This window comes from Rhizobium sp. WYCCWR 11152 (assembly GCF_013087615.1).
Taxonomy (GTDB): Bacteria; Pseudomonadota; Alphaproteobacteria; order Rhizobiales; family Rhizobiaceae; genus Rhizobium; species Rhizobium indicum.
The window spans coordinates 211,619-233,721 of the sequence record NZ_JABFCP010000009.1 but is presented as its reverse complement, the minus strand read 5'-3'; the positions used below and the strand labels follow the sequence as shown (position 1 = coordinate 233,721).

The 22,103-nt window shown below is 59.3% G+C and carries 21 protein-coding genes; 10 read left to right on the top strand and 11 right to left on the bottom strand.

Translation table 11 applies throughout. The annotated features are described in order from the left end of the window. The first annotated feature begins 3 nt into the window (after positions 1 to 3). Positions 4 to 618 (top strand): GNAT family protein, encoded by a 615-nt coding sequence (locus G9X67_RS16225; protein WP_129418199.1) that lies wholly within the window; start codon positions 4 to 6, stop codon positions 616 to 618. After that, positions 615 to 3,527: a sensor domain-containing phosphodiesterase gene (locus G9X67_RS16220; protein ID WP_164070380.1), complete on the top strand. Its 2,913-nt coding sequence runs from the start codon at positions 615 to 617 to the stop codon at positions 3,525 to 3,527. The genes G9X67_RS16225 and G9X67_RS16220 overlap by 4 nt, the downstream gene beginning before the upstream one ends. Positions 3,528 to 3,560: 33 nt before the next feature. Here G9X67_RS16220 and G9X67_RS16215 read toward each other — a convergent pair whose 3' ends face one another. From G9X67_RS16215 to G9X67_RS16190, 6 genes are all read right to left on the bottom strand, one after another. Next, complete coding sequence (locus G9X67_RS16215) at positions 3,561 to 4,187, bottom strand: class I SAM-dependent methyltransferase (protein ID WP_171599174.1); 627 nt, start codon at positions 4,185 to 4,187, stop codon at positions 3,561 to 3,563. A gap of 358 nt (positions 4,188 to 4,545) precedes the next feature. Next, on the bottom strand, positions 4,546 to 5,520 hold the full coding sequence (locus tag G9X67_RS16210) for a hypothetical protein (protein WP_171599173.1): 975 nt from the start codon (positions 5,518 to 5,520) through the stop codon (positions 4,546 to 4,548). Continuing rightward, positions 5,510 to 5,863 carry a hypothetical protein gene (locus tag G9X67_RS16205; RefSeq protein ID WP_171599172.1) on the bottom strand — a complete coding sequence of 118 codons (354 nt, stop codon included), beginning with the start codon at positions 5,861 to 5,863 and terminating at the stop codon, positions 5,510 to 5,512. The genes G9X67_RS16210 and G9X67_RS16205 overlap by 11 nt, the downstream gene beginning before the upstream one ends. Further along, a complete protein-coding gene (locus tag G9X67_RS16200) occupies positions 5,863 to 6,636 on the bottom strand; it encodes a hypothetical protein (protein WP_171599171.1) in 774 nt (257 codons plus the stop codon). Before G9X67_RS16200 ends, G9X67_RS16205 begins: the two co-directional genes overlap by 1 nt. A 490-nt stretch (positions 6,637 to 7,126) precedes the next feature. After that, positions 7,127 to 9,025, bottom strand: coding sequence for a UvrD-helicase domain-containing protein (locus G9X67_RS16195; protein ID WP_171599170.1), 1,899 nt, complete (start codon positions 9,023 to 9,025; stop codon positions 7,127 to 7,129). After that, complete coding sequence (locus G9X67_RS16190; RefSeq protein ID WP_171599169.1) at positions 9,022 to 11,349, bottom strand: AAA family ATPase; 2,328 nt, start codon at positions 11,347 to 11,349, stop codon at positions 9,022 to 9,024. The genes G9X67_RS16195 and G9X67_RS16190 overlap by 4 nt, the downstream gene beginning before the upstream one ends. A 432-nt stretch (positions 11,350 to 11,781) precedes the next feature. On the opposite strand from G9X67_RS16190, the gene G9X67_RS16185 reads away from it, so the two are divergent. Continuing rightward, the gene (locus G9X67_RS16185) at positions 11,782 to 12,132 is read left to right on the top strand and encodes a DUF2200 domain-containing protein (protein WP_171599168.1); all 351 of its coding nucleotides are present in this window, start codon (positions 11,782 to 11,784) and stop codon (positions 12,130 to 12,132) included. Between the two features lie 86 nt (positions 12,133 to 12,218). Here the strand turns inward: G9X67_RS16185 and G9X67_RS16180 are convergent, their stop codons facing one another. After that, entirely contained in the window at positions 12,219 to 12,917 is a 699-nt protein-coding gene (locus tag G9X67_RS16180; protein WP_138328787.1) for a TetR/AcrR family transcriptional regulator C-terminal domain-containing protein, read from the bottom strand. Between the two features lie 193 nt (positions 12,918 to 13,110). Between G9X67_RS16180 and G9X67_RS16175 the strand changes: the two genes are divergently transcribed. The 3 genes from G9X67_RS16175 (at position 13,111) to G9X67_RS16165 (ending at position 14,578) form a co-directional block, all read left to right on the top strand. Continuing rightward, positions 13,111 to 13,599, top strand: coding sequence for a RidA family protein (locus G9X67_RS16175; RefSeq protein WP_138328788.1), 489 nt, complete (start codon positions 13,111 to 13,113; stop codon positions 13,597 to 13,599). Between the two features lie 143 nt (positions 13,600 to 13,742). After that, positions 13,743 to 14,168 (top strand): hypothetical protein, encoded by a 426-nt coding sequence (locus G9X67_RS16170; RefSeq protein ID WP_164055545.1) that lies wholly within the window; start codon positions 13,743 to 13,745, stop codon positions 14,166 to 14,168. Between the two features lie 101 nt (positions 14,169 to 14,269). Beyond that, a complete protein-coding gene (locus tag G9X67_RS16165) occupies positions 14,270 to 14,578 on the top strand; it encodes a Dabb family protein (protein ID WP_128440084.1) in 309 nt (102 codons plus the stop codon). Positions 14,579 to 14,610: 32 nt separating this feature from the next. Here G9X67_RS16165 and G9X67_RS16160 read toward each other — a convergent pair whose 3' ends face one another. The 4 genes from G9X67_RS16160 to G9X67_RS35305 are packed head-to-tail and all read right to left on the bottom strand — an operon-like array spanning position 14,611 to position 17,270. After that, positions 14,611 to 15,510 (bottom strand): metal ABC transporter substrate-binding protein, encoded by a 900-nt coding sequence (locus tag G9X67_RS16160; RefSeq protein ID WP_171599166.1) that lies wholly within the window; start codon positions 15,508 to 15,510, stop codon positions 14,611 to 14,613. Positions 15,511 to 15,526: 16 nt separating this feature from the next. Continuing rightward, complete coding sequence (locus G9X67_RS16155; RefSeq protein ID WP_171599165.1) at positions 15,527 to 16,399, bottom strand: metal ABC transporter permease; 873 nt, start codon at positions 16,397 to 16,399, stop codon at positions 15,527 to 15,529. After that, on the bottom strand, positions 16,396 to 17,145 hold the full coding sequence (locus G9X67_RS16150) for a metal ABC transporter ATP-binding protein (protein ID WP_171599164.1): 750 nt from the start codon (positions 17,143 to 17,145) through the stop codon (positions 16,396 to 16,398). Before G9X67_RS16150 ends, G9X67_RS16155 begins: the two co-directional genes overlap by 4 nt. Continuing rightward, positions 17,142 to 17,270 (bottom strand): hypothetical protein, encoded by a 129-nt coding sequence (locus G9X67_RS35305; protein WP_260685528.1) that lies wholly within the window; start codon positions 17,268 to 17,270, stop codon positions 17,142 to 17,144. The genes G9X67_RS16150 and G9X67_RS35305 overlap by 4 nt, the downstream gene beginning before the upstream one ends. Positions 17,271 to 17,674: 404 nt before the next feature. On the opposite strand from G9X67_RS35305, the gene G9X67_RS16145 reads away from it, so the two are divergent. The 4 genes from G9X67_RS16145 to G9X67_RS16130 all read left to right on the top strand — a co-directional run bounded on the left by G9X67_RS16145 (position 17,675) and on the right by G9X67_RS16130 (position 22,067). Next, a complete protein-coding gene (locus tag G9X67_RS16145; RefSeq protein ID WP_171599163.1) occupies positions 17,675 to 18,262 on the top strand; it encodes a TetR/AcrR family transcriptional regulator in 588 nt (195 codons plus the stop codon). Between the two features lie 110 nt (positions 18,263 to 18,372). Next, a complete protein-coding gene (locus G9X67_RS16140) occupies positions 18,373 to 19,128 on the top strand; it encodes an SDR family oxidoreductase (protein WP_171599162.1) in 756 nt (251 codons plus the stop codon). A gap of 441 nt (positions 19,129 to 19,569) precedes the next feature. Further along, positions 19,570 to 20,478, top strand: coding sequence for a LysR family transcriptional regulator (locus G9X67_RS16135; protein ID WP_171599161.1), 909 nt, complete (start codon positions 19,570 to 19,572; stop codon positions 20,476 to 20,478). A 113-nt stretch (positions 20,479 to 20,591) separates the two neighbouring features. After that, positions 20,592 to 22,067, top strand: coding sequence for an MFS transporter (locus G9X67_RS16130; protein WP_171599160.1), 1,476 nt, complete (start codon positions 20,592 to 20,594; stop codon positions 22,065 to 22,067). Positions 22,068 to 22,103: the final 36 nt, after the last annotated feature.

Sequence of the window (22,103 nt, the reverse complement as noted above, 5' to 3'; positions counted from 1 at the left end):
TCGATGCCAAAATCGGTTTTTCGGTTCCTGCACCGGCAGCCGGAAGCGGTGGAGCTGGAGAGCGACAGATATTTCCTGCGCCTACCGCGCTACCAGGATTTCAACCAGTGGCACCGGCTGCGCGCCGAAAGCCGCAAGTTCCTGGAACCCTGGGAGCCGACCTGGCGGCGCGACGAGCTGACGGAGGGCGCCTACCGCGCCCGCGTCGTCCGCGGCAAGCAGGAATATGCCTCGGGCCAGGCGGTGCCGCTGTTCATTTTCCTGAAAGGCGACATGACGCTCGTCGGCGGCGTCACCATCGGCTACATCAGAAGAGGTGCGGCACAAAGCTGCATGATCGGCTACTGGATGGGCGAACGCCATGCCGGCCAGGGGCATATGTTCGCCGCTCTTCAATTGGTTATTCCTTACATCTTCGCCGGGCTTGAGTTGCACCGTATCGAAGCAGCCTGTATTCCAGATAACGCGCGCAGCATCCGTCTGCTTGAAAAAGCCGGGTTTCAGCAGGAAGGCTATCTGCGCGGATATTTAAAGATCAACGGTCAGTGGCATGACCATGTGATGTTTTCACGTCTCGCCACCGATACGGATAAAGGCAGGAAAACCGACAGCCGATGACAAGAGACCGCATGCTGCCCAAGTCACCGTCCGGACGAGTGATCGCGGTGATCGCAGCCCTTTTCCTGGCGGCCTTCGCCTTCGCGGCGGGTGCTGCCCGGGCGGCCGAACCGGTAAAAATTTCCCGTGACGATACCGCGCTCGATCTGACGGCAACGACCGAGATCTACGCCAACCAGGGCGAGGCCTTCCAGGTTTCGACGGCGGCGGGCGCCGACGGCATCCGCCGCCGCATCGAGGTCCGGGCAAGCTCGGAGAACCATCAGGGCGACTGGGCGGTGTTTGCGCTGGCCAACGTCTCCGAAGAACAGCTCGAGCGCGTCATCGTCGCGCCGCATTTCCGTCTGGTCAATTCCAAGCTGTTCTGGCCGGATCTCGGCTCGCAGCGCATCAGCGCGATTACGCCGAGCGAAGGCTTCGCGCTCGATCGGCAGCCGAGCGACGAGGCTGACGTCTTCCGCATCACGCTGAACCCCGGCGCCGTCATCACCTTCGTCGCCGAACTGTCGACGCCGGAGCTGCCGCAGATCTATCTCTGGGAACCGAACGCCTACAAGGATACGATCAACGCCTTCACGCTCTATCGCGGCATCGTGCTTGGCATTGCCGGCCTGCTCGCCGTGTTCCTGACCATACTCTTCGTCGTCAAGGGCACCTCGATGCTGCCGGCGACGGCGGCACTCGCCTGGGCGGTGCTCGGCTATATCTGCGTCGATTTCGGTTTCCTCGGCAAGCTGATCAGCGTCGCCTCGGCCGACCAGCGAATATGGCGCGCCTGCGCTGAGGTGGCGCTGGCGTCGAGTTTCGTCATCTTTCTCTTCACCTATCTCAACCTCAACCGCTGGCATGCGCATCTCGGCTACGCGACACTTGCCTGGGTGCTCGGCCTTGCCCTGCTCTTTGGCGTCGCGATCTACGATCCGTCTATCGCCGCCGGCATCGCCAGGCTTTCCTTCGCGCTGACTGCGACGATGGGGCTGCTGCTGATCATCTATCTCGGTTTCAACCGCTATGACCGCGCCATCCTTTTGGTACCGGCCTGGGCGCTGATCCTCGTCTGGCTGTTCGGCGCGTGGCTGACGGTCACCGGACGGCTCGACAACGATATCATCCAGCCCGCGCTCGGCGGCGGCCTGGTGCTCATCGTGCTGTTGATCGGCTTCACCGTCATGCAGCACGCTTTCGCCGGCGGCGCCTACCAGCAAGGGCTGTTTTCCGATCTTGAGCGGCAATCGCTGGCGCTGACCGGCTCCGGCGACATGGTGTGGGATTGGGACGTGGCGCGCGACCGCGTCGTCACCATTCCCGACGTCTCGATCAAGCTCGGCCTGTCGCCGGGCGCCATGCATGGCGCGGCGCGCAACTGGTTGCCGCGGCTGCATCCCGACGACCGCGACCGCTTCCGCGCCACGCTCGACGTGCTGCTCGAACACCGGCGCGGGCGGCTGAACCACGAATTCCGCATCCGCGCCGAGGACGGGCATTTCCACTGGCTGCTGATCCGCGCCCGGCCGGTGCTCGGCTCGAACGGCGAAATCATCCGCTGCGTCGGCACGATCGTCGACGTGACCGAACAGAAGAATTCCGTCGAACGGCTGCTGCACGATGCGCTGCACGACAATCTGACCGGCCTGCCGAACCGCCAGGTCTTCCTCGACCGGCTGCAGTCGGTGCTGGCACTGGCGCCGGGCGGCGATACGCTGCGCCCGACGGTGATGGTGATCGACATCGACCGCTACAAGCTGGTCAATGATTCGCTGGGCGTTGCCGCCGGCGACAACATCCTCATCGCGCTGACGCGGCGGCTGCGCCGGCTCTTGAAACCGCAGGACACGCTGGCGCGGCTTGCCGGCGACCAGTTCGGCCTCATCCTGGTTTCAGAGCATAATCCGGCCAAGGTCGCCGATTTTGCCGATGCGATCAGCAAGGCGATCATGGTGCCGATCAACTTCGCCAATCGTGAGATCATCCTGACGGCCTCGGTCGGCCTCGCCTCCTGGGTCGACCGGCAGGAGAGCGCCACCGGCCTGCTCAGCGACGCCGAGCTTGCGATGTACCGGGCAAAACGGGCCGGCGGTAACCGCGTCGAGCCGTTCCAGCCGGCCTTCCGCGACTTCGGCACCGACCGGCTGCAGCTCGAAACGGATCTGCGCCGCGCTATCGAGCGCAAGGAATTGTCGATGGTCTACCAGCCGATCGCGAGGCTGGAGGATGTCGAGGTCGCCGGTTTCGAGGCGCTGATGCGCTGGGAACATCCCAAACGCGGCAATATCCCGCCATCCGAATTCATTCCGATCGCCGAGGCCTCCGATCTCATCGGGCCGCTCGGCATGTTCGCGCTGGAACAGGCGACCAACGATCTGATGAGCTGGCAGCACCAGACCGGCGAATTGCCGATCTTCGTCTCGATCAATCTGTCGAGCGTGCAGTTGCTCAACAACGAGCTCTATGACGACGTGCGTTCGGTTCTCGCCAAGACGCATTGCCAACCCTCGCGCCTCAAGCTCGAACTGACGGAATCCATGGTGATGGAAAATCCGGAACAGGCCCGGCTGGTGCTGCAGAAGCTGAAGGAAGCCGGCATCGGGCTGGCGCTCGACGATTTCGGCACCGGATATTCGTCGCTCGCCTATCTCACCCGCTTCCCCTTCGACACGATCAAGCTCGACAAGGCCCTGGTGCGTGACAGCAGCGACAAGAAGGCGACCGTGCTCCGGTCGGTGATCGCGATGGCGCGCGAGCTCGACATGAAGGTGGTGGCAGAGGGGATCGAATCCAACGAGGATGCGATCGAGCTCGCCAAGATGGGCTGCAATTACGGCCAGAGCTACCTTTTCGGTCCGCCGATCCCTTCGGAATCGGTGCTGCGGCTGCTGCGGGACCGCTTTCCGCTGACGAAACGGGCCTGAGCGGAGCGGCCATTCCCGCAAGTTCTATGTGCGTTACGCCCGACTCGCCCGAACGCTCAGCCACTGATCATGGGGTTTTCCGACGCACCGACGTACCTCGCTGACGATCCAGCCGGCGTCTGTGAGTGCTGACCGCAGGGCAAACTCGCGCCAGTACGTCTCGACGTAGCGCCGGGGCGCTGCAGCACTGCCGTGTGTGGACACATCCTCACCTTCGCCCTCTCTTACCGAGGCGTGCAATCGGCCACCGGTGCGGGTCGCCTCGGCAAGCCGTCCAAGCACCGTGCCGAAATCCTTGCGCGCGACATGAATCAGGCAGGCACAGGCCCAGATCCCGTCGTACGGCGTGCCGGGACGCTGCGGGTCGGCCAAGTCATCGGTCAGCGGGTCCAACAGGTCGGCTTCGAAGCCACTTTCGCGAAACAGTTCGACGAAACCCCTTGAAATGTCGGTGCGCCGGACGCTCATTCCCCGCTTCTCAAGCTCAAGTGCATCTCGCCCGCCACCGCTTCCGATCTCCAGCACCCTGCCCGAGCCGCCCAGTTCGGTCACGAACGCATCGATCTCTGTCGCGACCCATTCGGGCATCGCCGCGGCCTCCGCAGCGTACTCCGCCGCGACCGTATCATAGGACCGCACGGTATCCAGGTCGGTGCTCATCCTAGCGCTCCTCCTTCAAGACAAGAGGCCTGATGAGCGAGAGGCCCATCAGCCCATTGCGCCCTTCACACTTCGGCAGTTGGTGACATCGCGGGCGATTTGCTTCCGAGCTTTAGCAGAAATGCGATCAGAGACACCACCGGCCGAGCCAATGCTGCCGGGCGGCTACGCGCCTTCCATCCGGCCATAGCTTGCTTTCTCGCCATCTCCTAGAAGCGGACTTCTGGTGGATCGGCGAGGCGGCAACTTTGCACATCATTTCGGCATTTCCGGCTGACGCGGCCAGCGCCCAAAGCTGACCCAGCAGGCTTCGTTATAAGCAAAACTCATGAAGTACTTTGGCCGCTTGAGGTTTCGCCTAACGCGATGTCCACTTCCCACATGTGAGATGAGCTTCACCCCTGGAATAATAATGGCACTTGTTATGATTCAAACAACCGCTTTTGGTTTCACGAAGAAAATTTGGGTTGGCAATAAGATCTCGGCAAAAGCCGGGATGCATATTAGAAGGCAGGCGGTGCAAACCGTCCATCTGGACGCGGCCTGAGAAGATGAACTTTCGATTCGGATGCCTGGCGGCGACTTCGCGGCTCTCGGAAATTCTTGCTTTAAGCAACTCCGGCCTCGTCGGATAGATCAACCGCTTGTCCACATTGTAGAAACCGGAAGACAAATCTACGAAATTGAAGGGAAGAGTCGCTATCTCATCTTGAAAATCGACTGTTCCACTATTGTCGAATTCACTGTGGCCGGTCTTCAAGGATATCCGGATGGAAGTCTCAACTCCTTCCATACTCAAGCACTCCGCAAGCAATTTTAGCTCATTAAGAACATGATCGGCGAGAGGATTTATGCGACGGTCAATCAGAAGATTAAGGAGATATCCATGAGCAGCATGAAACTGGATGTGACGAAATCCATGTTTAACTGCCACAGCAGCACCCGCACGGAAAGACCTAATAACTTCTCCGATTCCTTGCGAGCCCATGCTTGCAGCTAGCTCACGCCCTTGTGCGATTACGGTGTTTGGCGCGAACGTCACGAACTTCCTAGAGCCAGCATATCCTGCCCAAGCTGTCGCAAGTTGAATACCGGGACTTGCTCCGCCGTCGTTGATCCTCTTTGCAAGGTCAGCCCAAATCGAATCTTTAGTAATCGTTGGCGTCGATGCGTTACTCCCATGTCCGTTAGGTACGACAACGTTGCCAACTATCGAGCAATACAGCTCAGGAGAGCTTCGGCTTTCGTAAAATTCCAAAAATCGGTGATCAGGGAGCCCGTCGGTTACGAAACCGGTATTCACTGCAGCGAAAAAAATCAGCCTATCGTTCAAGATATTGGTACCGCTCTCTATTAATCTTCATCTTCCGAACAATCTCGTTTTCTAGATCTCCATCAAGGATTGCGATCAGACGGAAGACGTAGATCGACACGTCCGCAAGCTCAGAGCGAAGCTGCGGCGTCGCATCGCTAAGGCTTGGCCCCTGATAGCCAGGAGTTGAAACTGCAAGACCGACCTTCTTCAGGCTGTCAGCGAATTCACCGACCTCACTAACTAGGCCCACCAAGTCCCGCATGAGTTGATCGTGCCGTTCTATGTCGCTAGCGAATTTGACAGAAAATCCGCGACGTTCGTCAGCGTCGATCTGAGATTTGATTAGCTCGGAAAGTTGCATCACTTGTTCCTTCTGAAGATGCTAATGAGGATCGCTACGAACCCGGTGATGCCGCTCGATAGCAGGTTTCCTACTATGCCCCAAAACTGGTCAAGTACCTTTCCCTCGACAAGGAAAAGGAAGACAGCGTTCATTGTGATCGCGAGGAAAACTGCTGCTAAAGTTAAGGTTATGGTCCACTCTAGCCGTTCGATCGCGGTACGTGTCGCTGACGGAAGAAGAGCCAGGGCCTCGTGTTTCTCAGAGTTCACGCGTTTGTCGCTGCTAACTTCAGAGTAATCTTTTTGAAGGTGAGCTTTTATGGGCCATATACCAGCTTGGAATCCGTGCTGGCCTTGATAAGGGCGACCGGCATCTCCGGAGAGCTGCGTAAAATCTGCTTTCGCTATGGGCTCCCCTTGCGGAAGGACAATGTATTTGTCGCTGATGTTCTGAGTCACAATGCCTAGGTTGCCCTCAAAGCCAGGGTCTGCGTAGGTCGAAACGGGACTCAGACCAATGCTGAACAACGCGCCCTTGCTGACAATACGTACGAGTAGATTTGGAGGAACTTTAAGCTCCTCTGCCGTGATCAGGACAACACGATGGCCAGGCTTGATTAGCGCTTGCTCGCCTTCCGCCAGCGCAAAGCGTCTCCCGCCTTCGTTAAGGTCGTAATAGACGCTACCCATGCGCAATTCGTAGCAGGCCCCGGCAATGCCCTTAACGTCGAAATTGGAGATAAGTCGGCTATCCCTAATTGCCGTCGCGATGTCTCGGTCGTTCAGTGTCATCTCACCAACCTGTGGCCCAAATTTTCCATGCGGTTGCATATCACCGTTTGTAACTGGGAAGTAGTATAGAAAGCAGTTGGAGAAGATCGTCCACAACGAGAGCTAACGCCGGAGATGTGGTGGCGAGTCGTCGGCTCGCTCCCTCGGAAGAGTGCAAGTCGTTGGAGATGACGACGGCCGGGCTACGGCGCTTTGCGCCCCCTTTCCGGTCCTTCAACCGCCCTATTGAGTTTTTAAAAGCGGCCTTTCGTCCGACCCGGCGTTTAACGTTTCCGCCAATCGCGCAGCGCAGCATGCGCCCAATGACGGATCAGGCGCGGTCCGCATTTGGCGACCATTGCTGAACCGCAAGTTACGCAAACGCCTGAGGCGCCCGGAATGGCTTCGCGGCGTTCGTTGTCGACTATGGCGTACCGTGCGACAAAAACCCATTTCCAATCTCGGATGCTTTAGCGATTGCCCGAGCGCCTGCGCGCTAACCGCTGCCGACCTATGCCGGCAGGCCAAGCAACACTTCATCCTCATGGAAAAGACCTGACTGGATTACATGGGCATTTATCGCGCCCGGATCGGTCGAATATGCCACAAGAGCTAAGCTAGATTTGGCACGGCTGCAGGTGACGTAAAACAGTCGTCGAGTGCGATCGACTGAGGAATCCTTGCCCTCTTGCGCGTTCTTCAAATCGCTGGCGCTCAATTCCTTGGCTCCCAGCAGTTTGTCGTAACCAAAAAGGAAGCCGCGGGCGTCGCCATCGTCCATGAGAACCATAACGCGATCGAATTCGAGGCCCTTGACCCCTTGATGTGTGTCGAAGGAGGCCTCGCGCGCGACGTACGATGCGTACGGTGCAATCATCGAGAACGGGCAATCCAGAAGAGCCAATAGCGCGGCGACATTCTCACCAACCGGATCAGCCTCTTCGTCTGCGGAAACTGTTGGCTTGGCGCTCACCGCTGCCAGGGCGGCTTTGAGGCTGTCAGGCACTGTGAAGAGATTGGTGCTCACGACATTTTCCAGAACGGCGCCGCAGGTCGGGTCAGCGTTCGCCCAGAGCGACATCAGACTGTCGATCGCCGCTTGCGCCGCGCGCAATTGATCCAACGGCTTTTCGGAGCCTCTCAGCATGTCCTTGCTCAACAGAGGTGACGCTTCGCGGATAAGCTTGGTCGCTAAAAACTTATCGCCCCGCTGGGTAGCGGCGACCAGCGGAAGGACACTGTGAGTGAAAAATCGAGTAGGCGCGAAACTGCCGTCGAGAAACGCCGTCCGGAATGACTCGATAGGCGCAATCGCCTCGAATAGCTGCTCAAACCCCATTCGCTTCGCAGCCATGTGGTGCTCAAGCGTGAGAATCTTACATTCGTCTCGATCACTCCAGCCGGTGTCGGCGGTGAGTTCGGCCATATATGCTCGAACGCGGTCCTCCATCGCGGACTTATCGGGCGTGTCGATGGGGAACAAGAACAGCCGCGCCCATCCTTCACTCGCATCTTCGCGAGGCACCTGAATTTGCTCGTCCGCACCTGAGCGAATCTTATTGATGAGACGTACGATACGCCCTGGGCTCCGGTGGTTCAGTGCTTTTCGGGGCGTTTTCCAACCCGGCGGCAAAGCATCTTCGATATGCTCTTTGCCGTCCAGGTAAATGCGCTGCATCGTGTCCCCGATGAGTCCCAAAGCGAAGCGATTGGCGTGCGCCTGTTGAACTGCAAGAAGGGCGTCGATCAGAACCTTGTTCGTGTCCTGACTTTCGTCGATCAGGAGGAACGGATATTTTTCGACGAACATTCGCTGCATCAGCGACTTCTCAAGCAGGAAGGTCGCAAAAATCTTGATGACTTCACTGTGATTGAGAGCGTTACGCTCGCGGTTATCGCTGTTGGGATTGTACGTGAAAGCTTTGATCTCATCGAGACGCCCGAGGCGGCGCTGCTTTGATTCAATCGACGCCAGCCGCGCTGCGGACGCTTTCGTGCCGGCGCGGCCTTTGGCCTCCTCCGCCGTCAAATCTGCGATTTCTGTATTGAGGTTGGCGCGCAGCCATTCCCTTATGTCGGCGTTGAACCCCCGAATTTGTGACCATGCAAAGCTATGGATGGTTTTGACAACGAACAGCGGATCATATTCCAGGCGACGTGTGATCTCGTCGCAGGCAGCGTTGGTATAGGTGATGACCGCGACATGCCTCGCCCGAAGGCGAAGCGTGCCCCGGTATTTTGTAGCAATGTGTTTGAGCGCATTGACGAGCGACCGGGTTTTCCCGGAGCCAGCCCCGGCAAACAGGAAAAAGCTCGTAGGCTTTTCCAAGTCGAGGTACGAAGCGATCTCGGCCTCGACCCCATCGTCGAGCGTTACATTGGATTCGATTGGATCTGTGTCGACGTTCACGCGGCAGCCTCAACGGTAGCGTCAGCCTCAACCTCTACCTGCCCGAGCGAGACCAACCCTAGCTCTGTCTGTTTGTGGTCAAGTTGCTCTGCCAGCCACAGCAAGCCCTCGCGAATATAGTTGGGCGGTTTCAAATCGCTGGGATTGTCGATCTCGAGAAGGTCGAGGGCAAACTCGGCTTTGCCACCGCCCTTCAATGCCTCTTTCATGGCCATACTCAGTTCCGCGAAATTTGCGCTCTCGGCGATAGCGGCTCGGAATTTCGCGATGAGGCCTGTGCCGGGAAGCGCAGCGAACAGCTCTATATTGGCGACGACAACCGCGTCTTCCAGCGTATATGCCAAAGCCTCAGTTGTGGCGCCCTTGAATTCGATCTCGATCGGACATTGATAGGCGACGCGAAGCGTGAATTCCTCTGCATCATAGTCCTTGGCTTTTTCAGCCTCGGGCTTGTCCAGCAACGCGTCCAATTCCTCGATTTCGGGCCACCAAGTCTTGAGCGTGTGATTACGCGTCGTGTAATTTGCCCCACGTACTGGCACCGCACTGGAGCCGGCCGCGTCCTGAGAGTCGATGTCGGTGACGATCAACGTTGTCAGTCCGATCTTTTCGATTAGGCTGCGCAGCTTGTGGGCGTGGCTTCCTCCGATTTCGAGCCAGGTGATGTAGCTCTCAGCGAGCTTATTAAATTCCACATGCGAGTTCACAAAATGCGGGACGAGTATGCGCTCAGCCGGTCCTTCAATCAGTACCGCGGCGTCGGCGAAAAACAGATCGCAGTGTGTCACCTTCAGATAGCGGGTGACGAAGCGTTTAGTTTCCTGCTCGTCACCAAAGGCCTCACCAACATTCACGACGCACGATGTTGGAATAGCATTCTCAATGGCAGGCAGGCGTCGGAAGTAGCGAAGGGAGTCAAAGTGACACTCGTGAGCGATGTGACTGGAATGGGTGCTCACGACCATCTGCGTAACGAAGTTGGAGCCGGCCCCTAACTGATCGTGATTGCGTAAGATTTTATAGGCCTGCCGAATAAAAACCTGCTGCACTTGCGTGTGCAGATGTACTTCCGGCTCTTCAATCAGGACAAGATGCAGCGGCGGGATTATCGCCTCATCAGAGGCTTTACTTTGCGCCTTTCCAACCCTCATCCAGCTGTCACGAAACGCCATCAGACGGAACACCATGGATATGAGGTTCTGGTACCCAAGCCCGTTGGAATCTTCCGGCAGATACAGATTTATGGAAGCCCCACCCGCCTGCATCGGGACGATGAACCGCACTGCGGTGTCGTGGTTAAGGCCTTCAATGGGCCGCAGGCGCGTTGAGATGTTGAGTTTGGGATCTGTGACGCCAGGATAGCCAAGGGTGTGCATTTCCCTGAGTGGGCTTTCAAAGCCGTCGCTGAGGCGAAGATTAAATGCTTCCTGGGCTTCTTCAATCGCCTTGAGTGCAAGCAGGTCTTTCGCATCCGGGCTCTCATACGGATCGAGATGGCTTTTGTAATACTGCCGAAGTTGGGCCGAGAGTTTGCGGGATGTCGATCCCGATCCGAGTGCTTCGCCTTCTTCCATCTTACTTTCGCCGGCATGGCCAAACCCACGCTGCGCGCTGATCTCGTCAATCCGGATCAGACCCTTGAACGGATCGCCCTCGATAGGATCACTTCCATTCAACGCCTGGGGTAGAGCCCGTCCGTGCTCCGGATCGACGCACGCGGTTGGGTCCAACACGTAAGTCTGGAGCGTAAAGTAGCGCGTGACGCGGCGTTGCAGAAACTCGACCAGCGTTTGCGGCCAGATTGCGACTTGAAATAGTGTCGCGTCCTGACCCCTTGCTTCAGCGAGCGCGGCGCCCGCCGTCTGCAGATCGCGCGCGTTGGCGCGAGCGGTCAGATAGTCCTTCTGAAGTTGTTCTCGATCCTTTGGTTCATACCTGACGCGAACCCCGAGGCGACCTCCCGCCCAATCCAGCGTTGGCAAGATTCCCTGAACGTAATGCACCTCGTTCTCTTCGACGTGCATCCAAACGTCTAAGAATGGAAGAAACGCATCCCATTCCGGTTCTGGCAACGGCTGCTGGGCGACGTGTGCGATCTGCCAGGCAGCACCCATCGTGTCGATGCCGGGCCAATGGGATAGCGTAAAATCGTTGAAGCAAAAGCTTGTGCGTTCCCGATCGACGAGGAAATACCTCAAGGCGGTAATCGCTGAAGTCTTTCCGCTATTATTTGCACCAACGAAAACGGTCTTGTCAGTAGACAGGCCAATTCTCGTCGAGATCAGCTTTCTAAAATTCGCAATTTCAACAAATTCAATGCGCATGGCCCCTCCGGGACCCGACTATATCGCAATCAATGCGGTCTGCAATCTAAGGTAATATATTTAGAGTGCAGGTTTTAACGTCCCTGCACGCGATGGAAAAAGACCTTTTGGATGAGCTGTTCTGAAGATCATTGAACCATCCCCACAGGTTTGAACCGTCTTCCTGTCCTCATTGAGGGCGCGAGGTCCGGTTCTGTAATCACCAGGCAAAAACAGTCAGTCTGGAAACGGCCCCGTAGCGGTCGTCTCCCCAAGCCGAGCCGATGTCCGTTGTTGGTGCAATCCGGTCGAAGACGCGCGGCGCTGTAGAGATGCCGCCTTTGCACTGATCTACTTCGCGCCCGCGGAAGCCTGCCCATTATCCGCCACTTGTTGAGGTCTTGAAGTCAGCTATCTCAAGCCGGAAAATATCTGGAATGTTGAGGAGCACGCATGACGAAGCATCGCATCTATTCCATCAGCGTCGCGAGCGTCTATCCCCACTATGTCGCCAAGGCAGAGAAGAAGGGACGCACGAAGGCAGAGGTCGATGAAATCATCTGTTGGCTGACGGGACATAGCCAGCAGAGCCTGGACGATCAATTGGCTGCGAAAACCAACTTCGAGGATTTCTTTGCGCAAGCGCCTCGGATGAATCCCTCGCGATCGTCGATTACGGGCGTGATCTGCGGCGTCCGCGTGGAAGACATCCAGGAAACGACGATGCGGGAAATCCGCTATCTCGACAAATTGATCGACGAACTCGCGAAGGGGAAAGCGATGGAGAAAATCCTGCGGAAATAGCCGGGGAACCGTGTCGCGGCAGTACCGCGATCACCCACGGCAGGCGCGCAGAATCCGGCACCGTCTCGTCCAGGAATGACGAATGTTCACTGGCGCGGAGCAAGACCATCGAGCAGGAAGTCGAGGCCCTTCCTGAAAGCGCCGTCCCAATCATTATCCAGTAGCAGGCGAGAGCGTTCGATCGTCGGGTAGTGTTGGCTGAGACCTGTCAGGCGCTGCTGCGCGGCCGCTCTGTCGTCGTCCGAGAGGTCGAAGTTCGCCCGGGTGATGGTCGCGCCGATCACATAGTTCCAGAGCGACCATATCGCGACGTTCAAATCCGCATCGGTGACACCGGCTCCGGACAAGGTCTTGCTCAGCAGTTCCAGGCGAATGAGGATGTTCGGGCCGAGCGCCCGGCGCGGCAGCAGCGAGGCCGACCAGGGATGGCGCAGCATGCTGGCGCGCCAGTCTTCGAGCAGATGAACGATTTCCCCGCGCCAGTCTCGATACTCGACGATCTCAGGCGGGCCGCGATATTCGAGCACCGAATCCAGCGCCAGATCGAAGACCTTTTCCTTGTTGTCGACGTGCCAATAAAGGCTCATCGCGCCCGAGCCGAGGCGATCGGCCAGCCGGCGCATCTTCAGTCCGTCGACGCCCTCTGCGTCCAGCAGATCCACGGCGGTCGCCACGATTCGTTCCAGCGAGAGAGTCGGCTCGCTGCGCGGCCCCTGCCCGGACTGGGGCGGCGTATTTCTCCGCCCAGACCCTTTGCTCTCAGCGCCGCTGCGTTTGGCTGCCATCCGTCTTCCTTTACTCATCAGACGCCGATCTAAGCCGACAATGCTGGGAATGTCGATCCTGACCGATTGACTCGTACGGCGTACGATGCAATTTAATCGTACGCCGTACGAGTCGTATCATGTGGCGATAAGATTCCATCCTACAGGCCGCGAGGATCCGTCGCTCGCAGCCCTGGGGAAGCCAGGAGAAGTCATGCCACACACAATCAAGCATCTCATTATCGGAGGACTCATCATCATGACCATCAGCGTTCCCACCGCGACGACAGCTAATGAAGACGATCTCAGGCTGACGATCGTCAATCCGAAAAACCTCTACGACCCCTCGCCGAACGGCTACAGCACGGCGGTGATCGTGCCGCGCCAAGGCCGGTTGGCCTACATCTCCGGACAGGGCGGCCAGGACAGCATGGGGGCCTTGTCGCCCGACTTCGCGGTCCAGGTGAAGCAGGCCTATGCGAATTTGCGCATCGCCCTCGATGCGCTCGGCGCAAGGCCGGATCAGGTCGCCAAGCTGACGGTCTTTGTGGTCGATCACGATATGTCCAAGCTCGAGGTGCTGACCAGGAACGTCAGGGACATGTTCGGCGCGTCGCTGCCGGCGCAGACGCTGATTCCCGTTCCCAAGCTTGCCATCGACCCCATGCTCTTCGAGGTGGAAGCCGTGGTCATTCTGGAATAGCGGCGGCGACGGATCTGCACAATTTCGGATTTTCCCGGTGGCGCGCCAACATCTGCTTGGCGCGCCACCCTTCCCTTTTGTGAGTGGCCATTGACCAACGGCCTGGGATGTGCGTCTCTCATTCCTTGCACAAGGAAAATCCCATGCTCAAGTTTCTGCTCGCCCTCTCGATGGGTGTTTTTTGCGTATCGCCGCTTCAGGCCGCTGAGATCACTCCGGTCACCAAAAGCTGCCAGCCGGGGGCAAAACAGGCGCAATGCGAGCGATGGGTCACGGATATCAAGAAAGCCGTCACGCTGGCCTATAAAGGCGACCACGGGGCGCAGAGGACCATTGCCTTCTGCCTGTCCACCGGTTGCCATGGTGCTGTCGCAATCGACAAGGTCGCCTCCTGCAGCTGGCATCTCGTCATCGCCAATTCCGGTTCTACGACAGTGCTCGACAGTTCAAACACCAGGAACACCTGCCGGCCGATGACGGCGGCTGAGAAAGACGAATCCCGCGCGCTGGCGAGCGATCTCGTCCAGAGGATCTACAAGCGGCCCATGGTTAAGACCGACCAGATGTAATCTGGCCGGCTTACGGCGCAACGCCTGCGTGAAAATAAATCTCATTGCTCTCCCGGCTTTCGCCGCTATTCTCCAGCCAAAGAAAATCGGGAGGACCACTGATGATCCTGCACTGCGTATTCCTGCGGCTGAAGACCGCGGTGACGGCGGACGACAAGCAGTCGCTGTTTGCGGCGATCGTCGCCCTGAAACAGCTCATTCCCGGCATATTGGATATCAAATACGGGCCGAATGTTTCGCCCGAGGGTTTGCATGGCGGCTTCGTCGACGGTTTTGCCGTGACCTTTGAAAGCGCCGAGGCGCGCGACGCCTATCTCATCCATCCCGAGCATGTGACCGTGGGCGAGCGCATCGTCTCGTCGACGGATGGAGGCCTTGCCGGCATCCTGGTCTTCGACCTTAATTTGTGAGGGCCGCAGGATAACCTGCAGCCCTCGATTCCTCAGCTCGATTTCGCCATGGCGGCGGCGAGCTGGTCGACATTATACTTGAACATCTTCTCGTAGGTCGGCGCCGGCCCCTTGGCGTCGGACAGCGATTCGACATAGAGCTCGCCGCCGGGCTCGGCACCGGTTGCCTTGGCGACCTGCTTGACCAGGCGCGGATCGTTCGAATTTTCGAAGAAATAGGCCTTCACGTGCTCGCCCTTGATCTGTTCGATCAGCTTGGCGACGTCGGCGGCCGAGGCCTCGCTTTCGGTGGACAGACCGAGCGGCGCCAGGAAGCTGACATTATATTCGCGGCCGAAATAACCGAAGGCATCATGGCTGGTCAGCACCTTGCGGCGATCGTCGGCCACCTTGTCGAATTTCGCATGGGCGTAGGCGTTCAGCTCGTCCAACGTCCTGGTGTACTTCTCGGCATTGGCCTTGAAGGCGGCGGCGTCCGTGGGATCGGCCGATGACAGCGCCTTTTCGATATTGGCGACCCAGATCTTGACGTTGACGGGGCTGTTCCAGACATGCGGATCGGTGATCTTTTCGCCGTCCTCTTCCATGGTGCGGGTGTTGATGCCTTCGGAAACGGTGACCGGCTTGCCCTTATAGCCCGAGGCGGTGATCAGACGGTCCATCCAGCCTTCCAACCCCTCGCCGCTGACGAAGGTAACCTGCGCCGCATTCAAATTCTTCGCATCGGCCGGCGATGGCTCGAATTCATGGGGGTCGCCGTTCGGCCCGACGAGGCTCGTCACCTTGACGTGTTCGCCGCCGACCTGTTTGACGACATCGGCAAGCACGGTGAAGGACGCCACAACCTTCAGCGTCTCGGCCGACGCGGGTATGGCAGACAGCGCCATCAAAGCGGGGATTGCTGCGGAGAGAAGCAGTCTGTGCGGTGTCATCGAAGTCTCCTTGGGATCAGCCCTTCAAATGCGGGCGGGGAAAGAAGCGCCTGGCCAGGCCGGAAGGCGCGAAAAAGATGGAGAAGGCGTAGAGCAACGCCGCCGTCATGATGATCGTCGGGCCGGAGGCGAGTTCGAGATGGTAGGAGGCGATCAGGCCGAGATAACCGGAGGCGGCGGCACTGGCGGCTGCCACTGCCATCATCACAGGCAGACTGCGCGACCAGAGCTGGGCAACGGCTGCCGGCAGCATCATCAGGCCGACCGCCATCAGCGTGCCGAGCGCCTGGAAGCTGGCGACGAGGTTCAGCACCACGAGCAGCAGGAAGAGCACGTGATAGACCGGCCCGCGCCCGCCGACGGCGCGCAGAAAACCCGGATCGAAACATTCGGCCACCAGCGCCCGGTAGATGAAGGCGAGGACGACGAGGGTCAGCGAGGTGATCGCGCCGATCAGATAAAGAGCGGGAGCATCGATCGCCAGGATGGTGCCGAAGAGCACATGCAGGAGATCGATATTCGAGCCGCGCAGCGAGACGATCAGCACGCCGAGCGCCAGCGATGCGAGATAGAAGCTGGCAAAGCTCGCATCCTCCTGCAGCACGGTCATCCGGCTGACGGCGCCTGATAGTAGCGCCACCGACAGGCCGGCAATGAGGCCGCCGAGCCCCATCGCCGTCAGCGACAGGGAACCGGCGACGAGGTAACCGATCGCCGCCCCCGGCAGCACGGCATGGCTCATGGCGTCGCCCATCAGGCTCATGCGCCGCAGCATCAGGAAGACGCCGATCGGGCCGGAGCCGAGCCCAAGGCAGAGACAGGCGATGAGCGCCCGGCGCATGAAACCGTAATCGGCAAAGGGTGCGAGGAAGAGATCGTAGGCCGTCATGCCGCCGGCGCCTCTTCGGGTGCGCAGGCATTTGCATCCTCATCCCAGCGCTCGGCCATGGCGCGGGCCTTCAGGAGATTGACGGAGGACATGACGTCTGCGGTCGCACCCCAGCCGACAAGCTCGCGGGCGAGCAGCAGGGTTTGCGGGAAATGGGCGCGAACCAGCTCGAAATCGTGCAGCACGGCGATCACCGTGCGGCCTTCGCCATGCCAGCGGGTGACGATATCGACGAGGTCCCTGGTCGTGCGGGCATCGATTGCCGTAAACGGCTCGTCGAGCAGGATGATGCCGGCATCCTGCAGCAGCAGGCGGGCAAAGAGCACGCGCTGGAACTGGCCGGCCGAGAGCGAGCCGACATGGCGCCGGCCGAAGCCTTCGAGGCCGACGGCGGAGAGCGCCTCGCCTGCCCTCTTCACCTCACTGGGCGCGATGCGGCCGAAGGCGCCCATCTTCTTCCAGGCGCCGAGCATGACGGTGTCGATGACCGAGATCGGAAAGCGCCGGTCGATCTCGGCCGCCTGCGGGAGATAACCGAATTCCGCCCGTCCCAGCCGGTGCTCGACCCTGCCTTCGGCGGGACGAAGCTCCCCCATGATCGCCTTCAGCAGCGTCGATTTGCCCGCCCCGTTCGGCCCGGCGATCGCCGTCAGGCTGCCTGAGGCGAAGGCGCCGGAGACATGATGGACGGCGGGGTGCCTGTTATAGGCGACGGTCAAATTCTCGAGACGGATCAGCGGCGTCATGGCAGGAGAACCGCCCAGTGGATCGCCAGCCACAGGAGCGCAATGACCAGCGCCATGCCGATCACCCTTGAAAAAGCCGACTGTCCCAGCAGGCTGACGAAGGGGCGGTCGGGGCTCGGGGGCATGGTGCATCCTACAATGTAATAACATTACGGTTATGTTATAACGAATGCGGCGAGATTGAGGCGAGGCCCGGCAGTTGCTCACACAATTGAAAAGCGCGACAAACGGCCGCTCTTTATCTGTCAGGATGCTCGCAGATGCAGCGCTCCGCTGTCCTTGCTCCAGAAGCCACCCCACCCTCCGTCTTCCTCGGGCTTGACCCGAGGATCCACTCTCGTTTCCATCGGGACCGGGCATGGATCCCAGGCTCAAGGCCTGGGATGACGGAGGCTGGGGGCACGTTTCCGCCAAACTCCCCCGCCGGCGCAGCGGATGCTCACGTCGCGCCCAAGCGGAAGTCGTCGCTGGACGACAAATGGCATGATGTGTCAAAAGAAGCCCGCCGCATGTCAGCGTGGAGACAATCTTGGGACTTCGGGAAGATAAGAAGGATCGCACGCGAGCGCAGCTGCTCGAGGCGGCGTTGGACCTGATCCACAAGCGCGGATTCGAAGAAACGACCGTCGCCGATATCGCTGCCGCCGTCAGCGTTTCGCCCCGCACCCTGCTTCGCTATTTCCCGACAAAGGAGGATGTGATCGTCAGCTGGGTGCAGGATGGCATGACGATCATCCGTGCTGAACTGACGGAGCGGCTCGCCTCGGAGCCGCCGGTTGTCGCACTTCTTGCTGCCGCGCGGGCGATGCTTACGGCTTTCGATGAAAGGTCACGTTTCTTTCTCGCCATCGAGACGGCAATCCGCTCCAACAGGAGCATTTCCGCGCGAAAAGAACAGATGATCGCCGAACTGGTCGACGAAATCGCCCATATTCTCGCCTCACCGGACAGGCGGCCTCCACTCCCTGATGTTGTCGCCTATACGGTCGCGGGGACGGTTTTCGCGCTCATCCGGGCATCGATAAACAGTTGGGTGGACGGCGGAGCGGCAATGTCACTTGTCGATCTCTTCGATCGCGCCGCCGGTATCGTCCATTTCGAACAAAATGTCACTTAGCGTCATTTGTCGTTGACAGACATAATTTCCCATGCAATTTCACAATGCGTTGCTGAGTAACGTCATTGCAAACAGCCTCGCCCTGCGAGCGCGCCTGCTTGGGAGATAGAATGTCCACACATCAAAAGATCGCGCTCGTCACCGGCGCCACCCGCGGCCTTGGCTTTGAAACGGCTCGCCAGCTCGGCCGGGAGGGCGTCTTCGTCCTTCTCGGCGCACGCGATCTTGCAACCGGGCAGGCAAAGGCCGAAGCATTGCGTGCGGAGGGGTTGGCGGTCGAGGCGATCGAGATCGATCTCAATCGCCCTGATACGATCGACGCTGCCGCATCGTCGATCGGCGAGCGGTTCGGCAGGCTCGACATCCTGATCAACAATGCGGGAATCCTGCTGCTCGACACCGACGATTTCCCCAGCGTGGCCTCCGTCGAAACCCTGCGCGAATCCTATGAGGTCAATTTCATCGGAATGGTGATCGTGACCCAGAAACTGTTGCCGCTGATCCGCAAGGCGGTCAGCGGGCGCATCGTCAACCTTTCCAGCAGCGTGGGTTCGCTTTGGTGGACGGGCGATGCGAACAATCCCTCCCCCGATGTCAAATGGCTTGGCTATGCCGCCTCCAAGGCGGCGGTCAACATGCTGACCGTGCAGCTTGCCCTTGAGTTGAAAGATACGCCGATTAAGGTCAACGCTGTCTGCCCCGGCTATGTCATGACCGAATTGAACAGAGGCGGCGGCTACATCACCATCGAAGACGGCGTTCGCGCCCCGGTCAAATATGCTTTGCTTGACGATGCCGGACCGACCGGCCAGTTTGTCGAGGTGAGAAGCTCCACGAGCCTCCACCCGGCGGGTTTGCGGACATAGACTTCGGTGAAAGCCAGACGATATTGTCCTCGGTGTCCCCCCATGGTCACCGTGAAAACGGCCTTGCCTCGGAGCGTGGCTCGATCGCCCTCGACCGCAACCGAAGCGCCCCGCGGCTCGATGCGGTTGTAGACAAATCGGCCCGATCGCAGCTCTTCGATCCACTCTCGCTTCGAAGACACATGCCCGGTGATGTGGACGAAGTGCAGATCGTCGTCGAAAAGCGCCTCGACCAGATCGATACGGCCGGATGTCTTCCAACGGAATTTGTCCAGCGAGAGGGCGATGATCTCTTCCTCGGCGCTTCGTGCTGCGTGGTTCATCGAGAACAGCCTTTCTGGTCGAGATGTGCCTGGGCACTGCCTGCCCCATCATCTAGCCCATGGGCGAAAAGACGATTAGGCTGCAAAATCCGCATTCGGTATTGAGCAGAATTCAAAAATGTCCCGAGACAGCATCAACGACCTCACTGTCTTTTTGGCAGTTGCGCGAGAACAGAGCTTCACGAGAGCGGCGGCAAAGCTTGGCGTCTCGCCTTCGGCGCTCAGTCATTCGATGCGGTTGCTCGAGGAGCGGCTCGGCGTTCGGTTGCTGACGAGAACGACCCGGCGCGTCTCCGTGACCGATGCCGGGGAGCGGTTGCTGCACTCGATCGAGCCGCACTTCGACGGCATCGATACCGCGCTGGCGGCTCTGACAGAACTGCGCGACAAACCCGCGGGGACGATTCGGATCACCGCCGGCGAGCATCCCACGACATCGATCCTCTGGCCGGCGATAGAGCGACTTCTTCCGGAATATCCAGATATCAAGTTTGAAATCACGGTGGACGGGGCGCTCACGGATATCGTCGCGGAGCGCTACGATGCGGGAATTCGGCTCGGCGAGCAGCTGAACGGCGATATGATCGCCGTGCGGATCGGACCTGAGATGAGAATGGTGGTCGTTGGTTCGCCAGACTATTTCGCGCGCCACCCAAAACCATCAACACCGCAAGATCTGACTGCCCATGCCTGCATCAACATCAGACTGCCGACCTATGGAGGCTATCTGGTTTGGGAGTTCGAAAAGGACGGGCGGGAGGTTCGGGTCCGTGTCGATGGCCCGTTGGCTTTCAACACCACGCAGATGGTAATGAGAGCGGCGCTCGGGGGCGTCGGACTTGCCTACCTGTTTGAGGATCATGCACGGGATGAAATCGCGAGCGGGCGGCTTGTCACCGTTCTCGACGACTGGAACCCGCTGTTCGATGGTTACTTCCTCTACTATCCGAGCCGCCGCCAGATGTCTCCGGCCTTCAGCGTGCTGGTCGACGCGCTGCGATACCGACCATCACGTTCCGATCATTGATGAGAATTCCTCAAAAGCGCATGCAGGAATAGCAATCTAATCGGCAGAATAGGCGGGTGCTATCTCTCGGGACATCGGCGGCAATCGCCGCAATGACGGTTCCGGAGAGCGCCATGAGATCACCCCCACAGGCCAGCCGGCCCTCCAGCCGAGCGGAAAAACCTTTATCGCACGCGGTCAACAAGACAGCGATCCTGACCATCATCCTCACCAGCTACGTGATGCTCGTGCTCGACACGTCGATCGTGCTGACGGGGCTTCCGAGCATCCATCGTGAACTTGGCTTTTCCGACCCTGAGCTCGCCTGGGTGCAAAGCGCCTATACCCTCACCTTCGGAGGGTTCCTGCTTCTAGGTGCAAGAGCGGGCGACATTCTCGGCCGCAAGCGCATGCTCACCATTGGCCTCACTCTCTTCACCGCGTCTTCGCTCGCTATCGGTCTTGCCGAAACGCCGGCCTGGATGATCGGCGCGCGTGCCGTTCAGGGGATTGGCGGCGCTATTCTTGCGCCGGCCACACTGGCCTTGCTGCAGACGACCTTCGCCGAAGGGACCGAGCGCACACGCGCGGTTTCCTATTACAGCGCCGTCGCCGGCATTGCGGCCAGCGTCGGCCTCGTGCTCGGCGGCATATTGGCCGAGTGGCTGTCGTGGCGTGTGGGCTTCTTCATCAATCTGCCGATTGGCCTCGGCATGATCCTCGCCGCGATCCGCTTCGTTCCCGAGACGGGACGGCAGTCGGGGCGGCTCGATATTGCCGGAGGCCTGACTTCGACGATCGGCATGGTGGCGCTTGTCTATGGCCTGATCCGTTCGGCGACGCATGGCTGGCATGATAGCCTGACCATCGGGCTTATCGCGGCCTCCCTATTGCTGCTGGTGGCCTTTGTTGCCATCGAACGGAATGCTCGGCAACCGATCATGCCGTTGCGTCTCTTCGCCAGTCGCGAACGCGTCGGGGCCTATTCTACGCGAATGCTCTTCCTCGGCGGAATGATCGGCTTCTTTTTCTTCACGACGCAGTTCTTGCAGAGTGTTCTTGGATATAGCGCTGCCGCCACCGGATTGGCTTTCCTGCCCGCGACACTGGTGAACTTTGCATCGGCAATGGCCGTGCCGCAGCTGACGAAGCGGTTCGGCAACGCCCGCCTGCTAGCCACGGGTTTTGTCCTGACCCTTATCGGAATGACCTGGCTTAGCCGTGTCTCTGCCGATGCGGACTATCTGAGTGATATCGCCTTGCCGATGGTCCTGATCGGCTGGGGCCAGGGTTTCGTCCTCAGCCCTCTGACAGCCTCGGGCATATCAGGCGTCTCCGGGGCCGATGCCGGCGCCGCCTCAGGTGTGGTCAACGTCGCCCACCAGCTCGGCAATTCCCTTGGTCTTGCGATCCTGGTCGCCGTCACGGCTTTCGGCACGAGCGGCCTGGAAGGCATCCCACTTCTTGCCCATCGCGTGACGATGGCGTTGACGGGCTCAGCCGCGATGATGGCGCTCGCGCTTGTTCTCGTCCTCGCCCTGATCGTCCGGCAGCGCCACCCCGCCTCAGCCATCGTCCCGGTCGCCGAAGAGTCGGTCGACGTCGCCTGAAACGCAATCCGCCAATCCGTTCCAACTCAAGGAGAT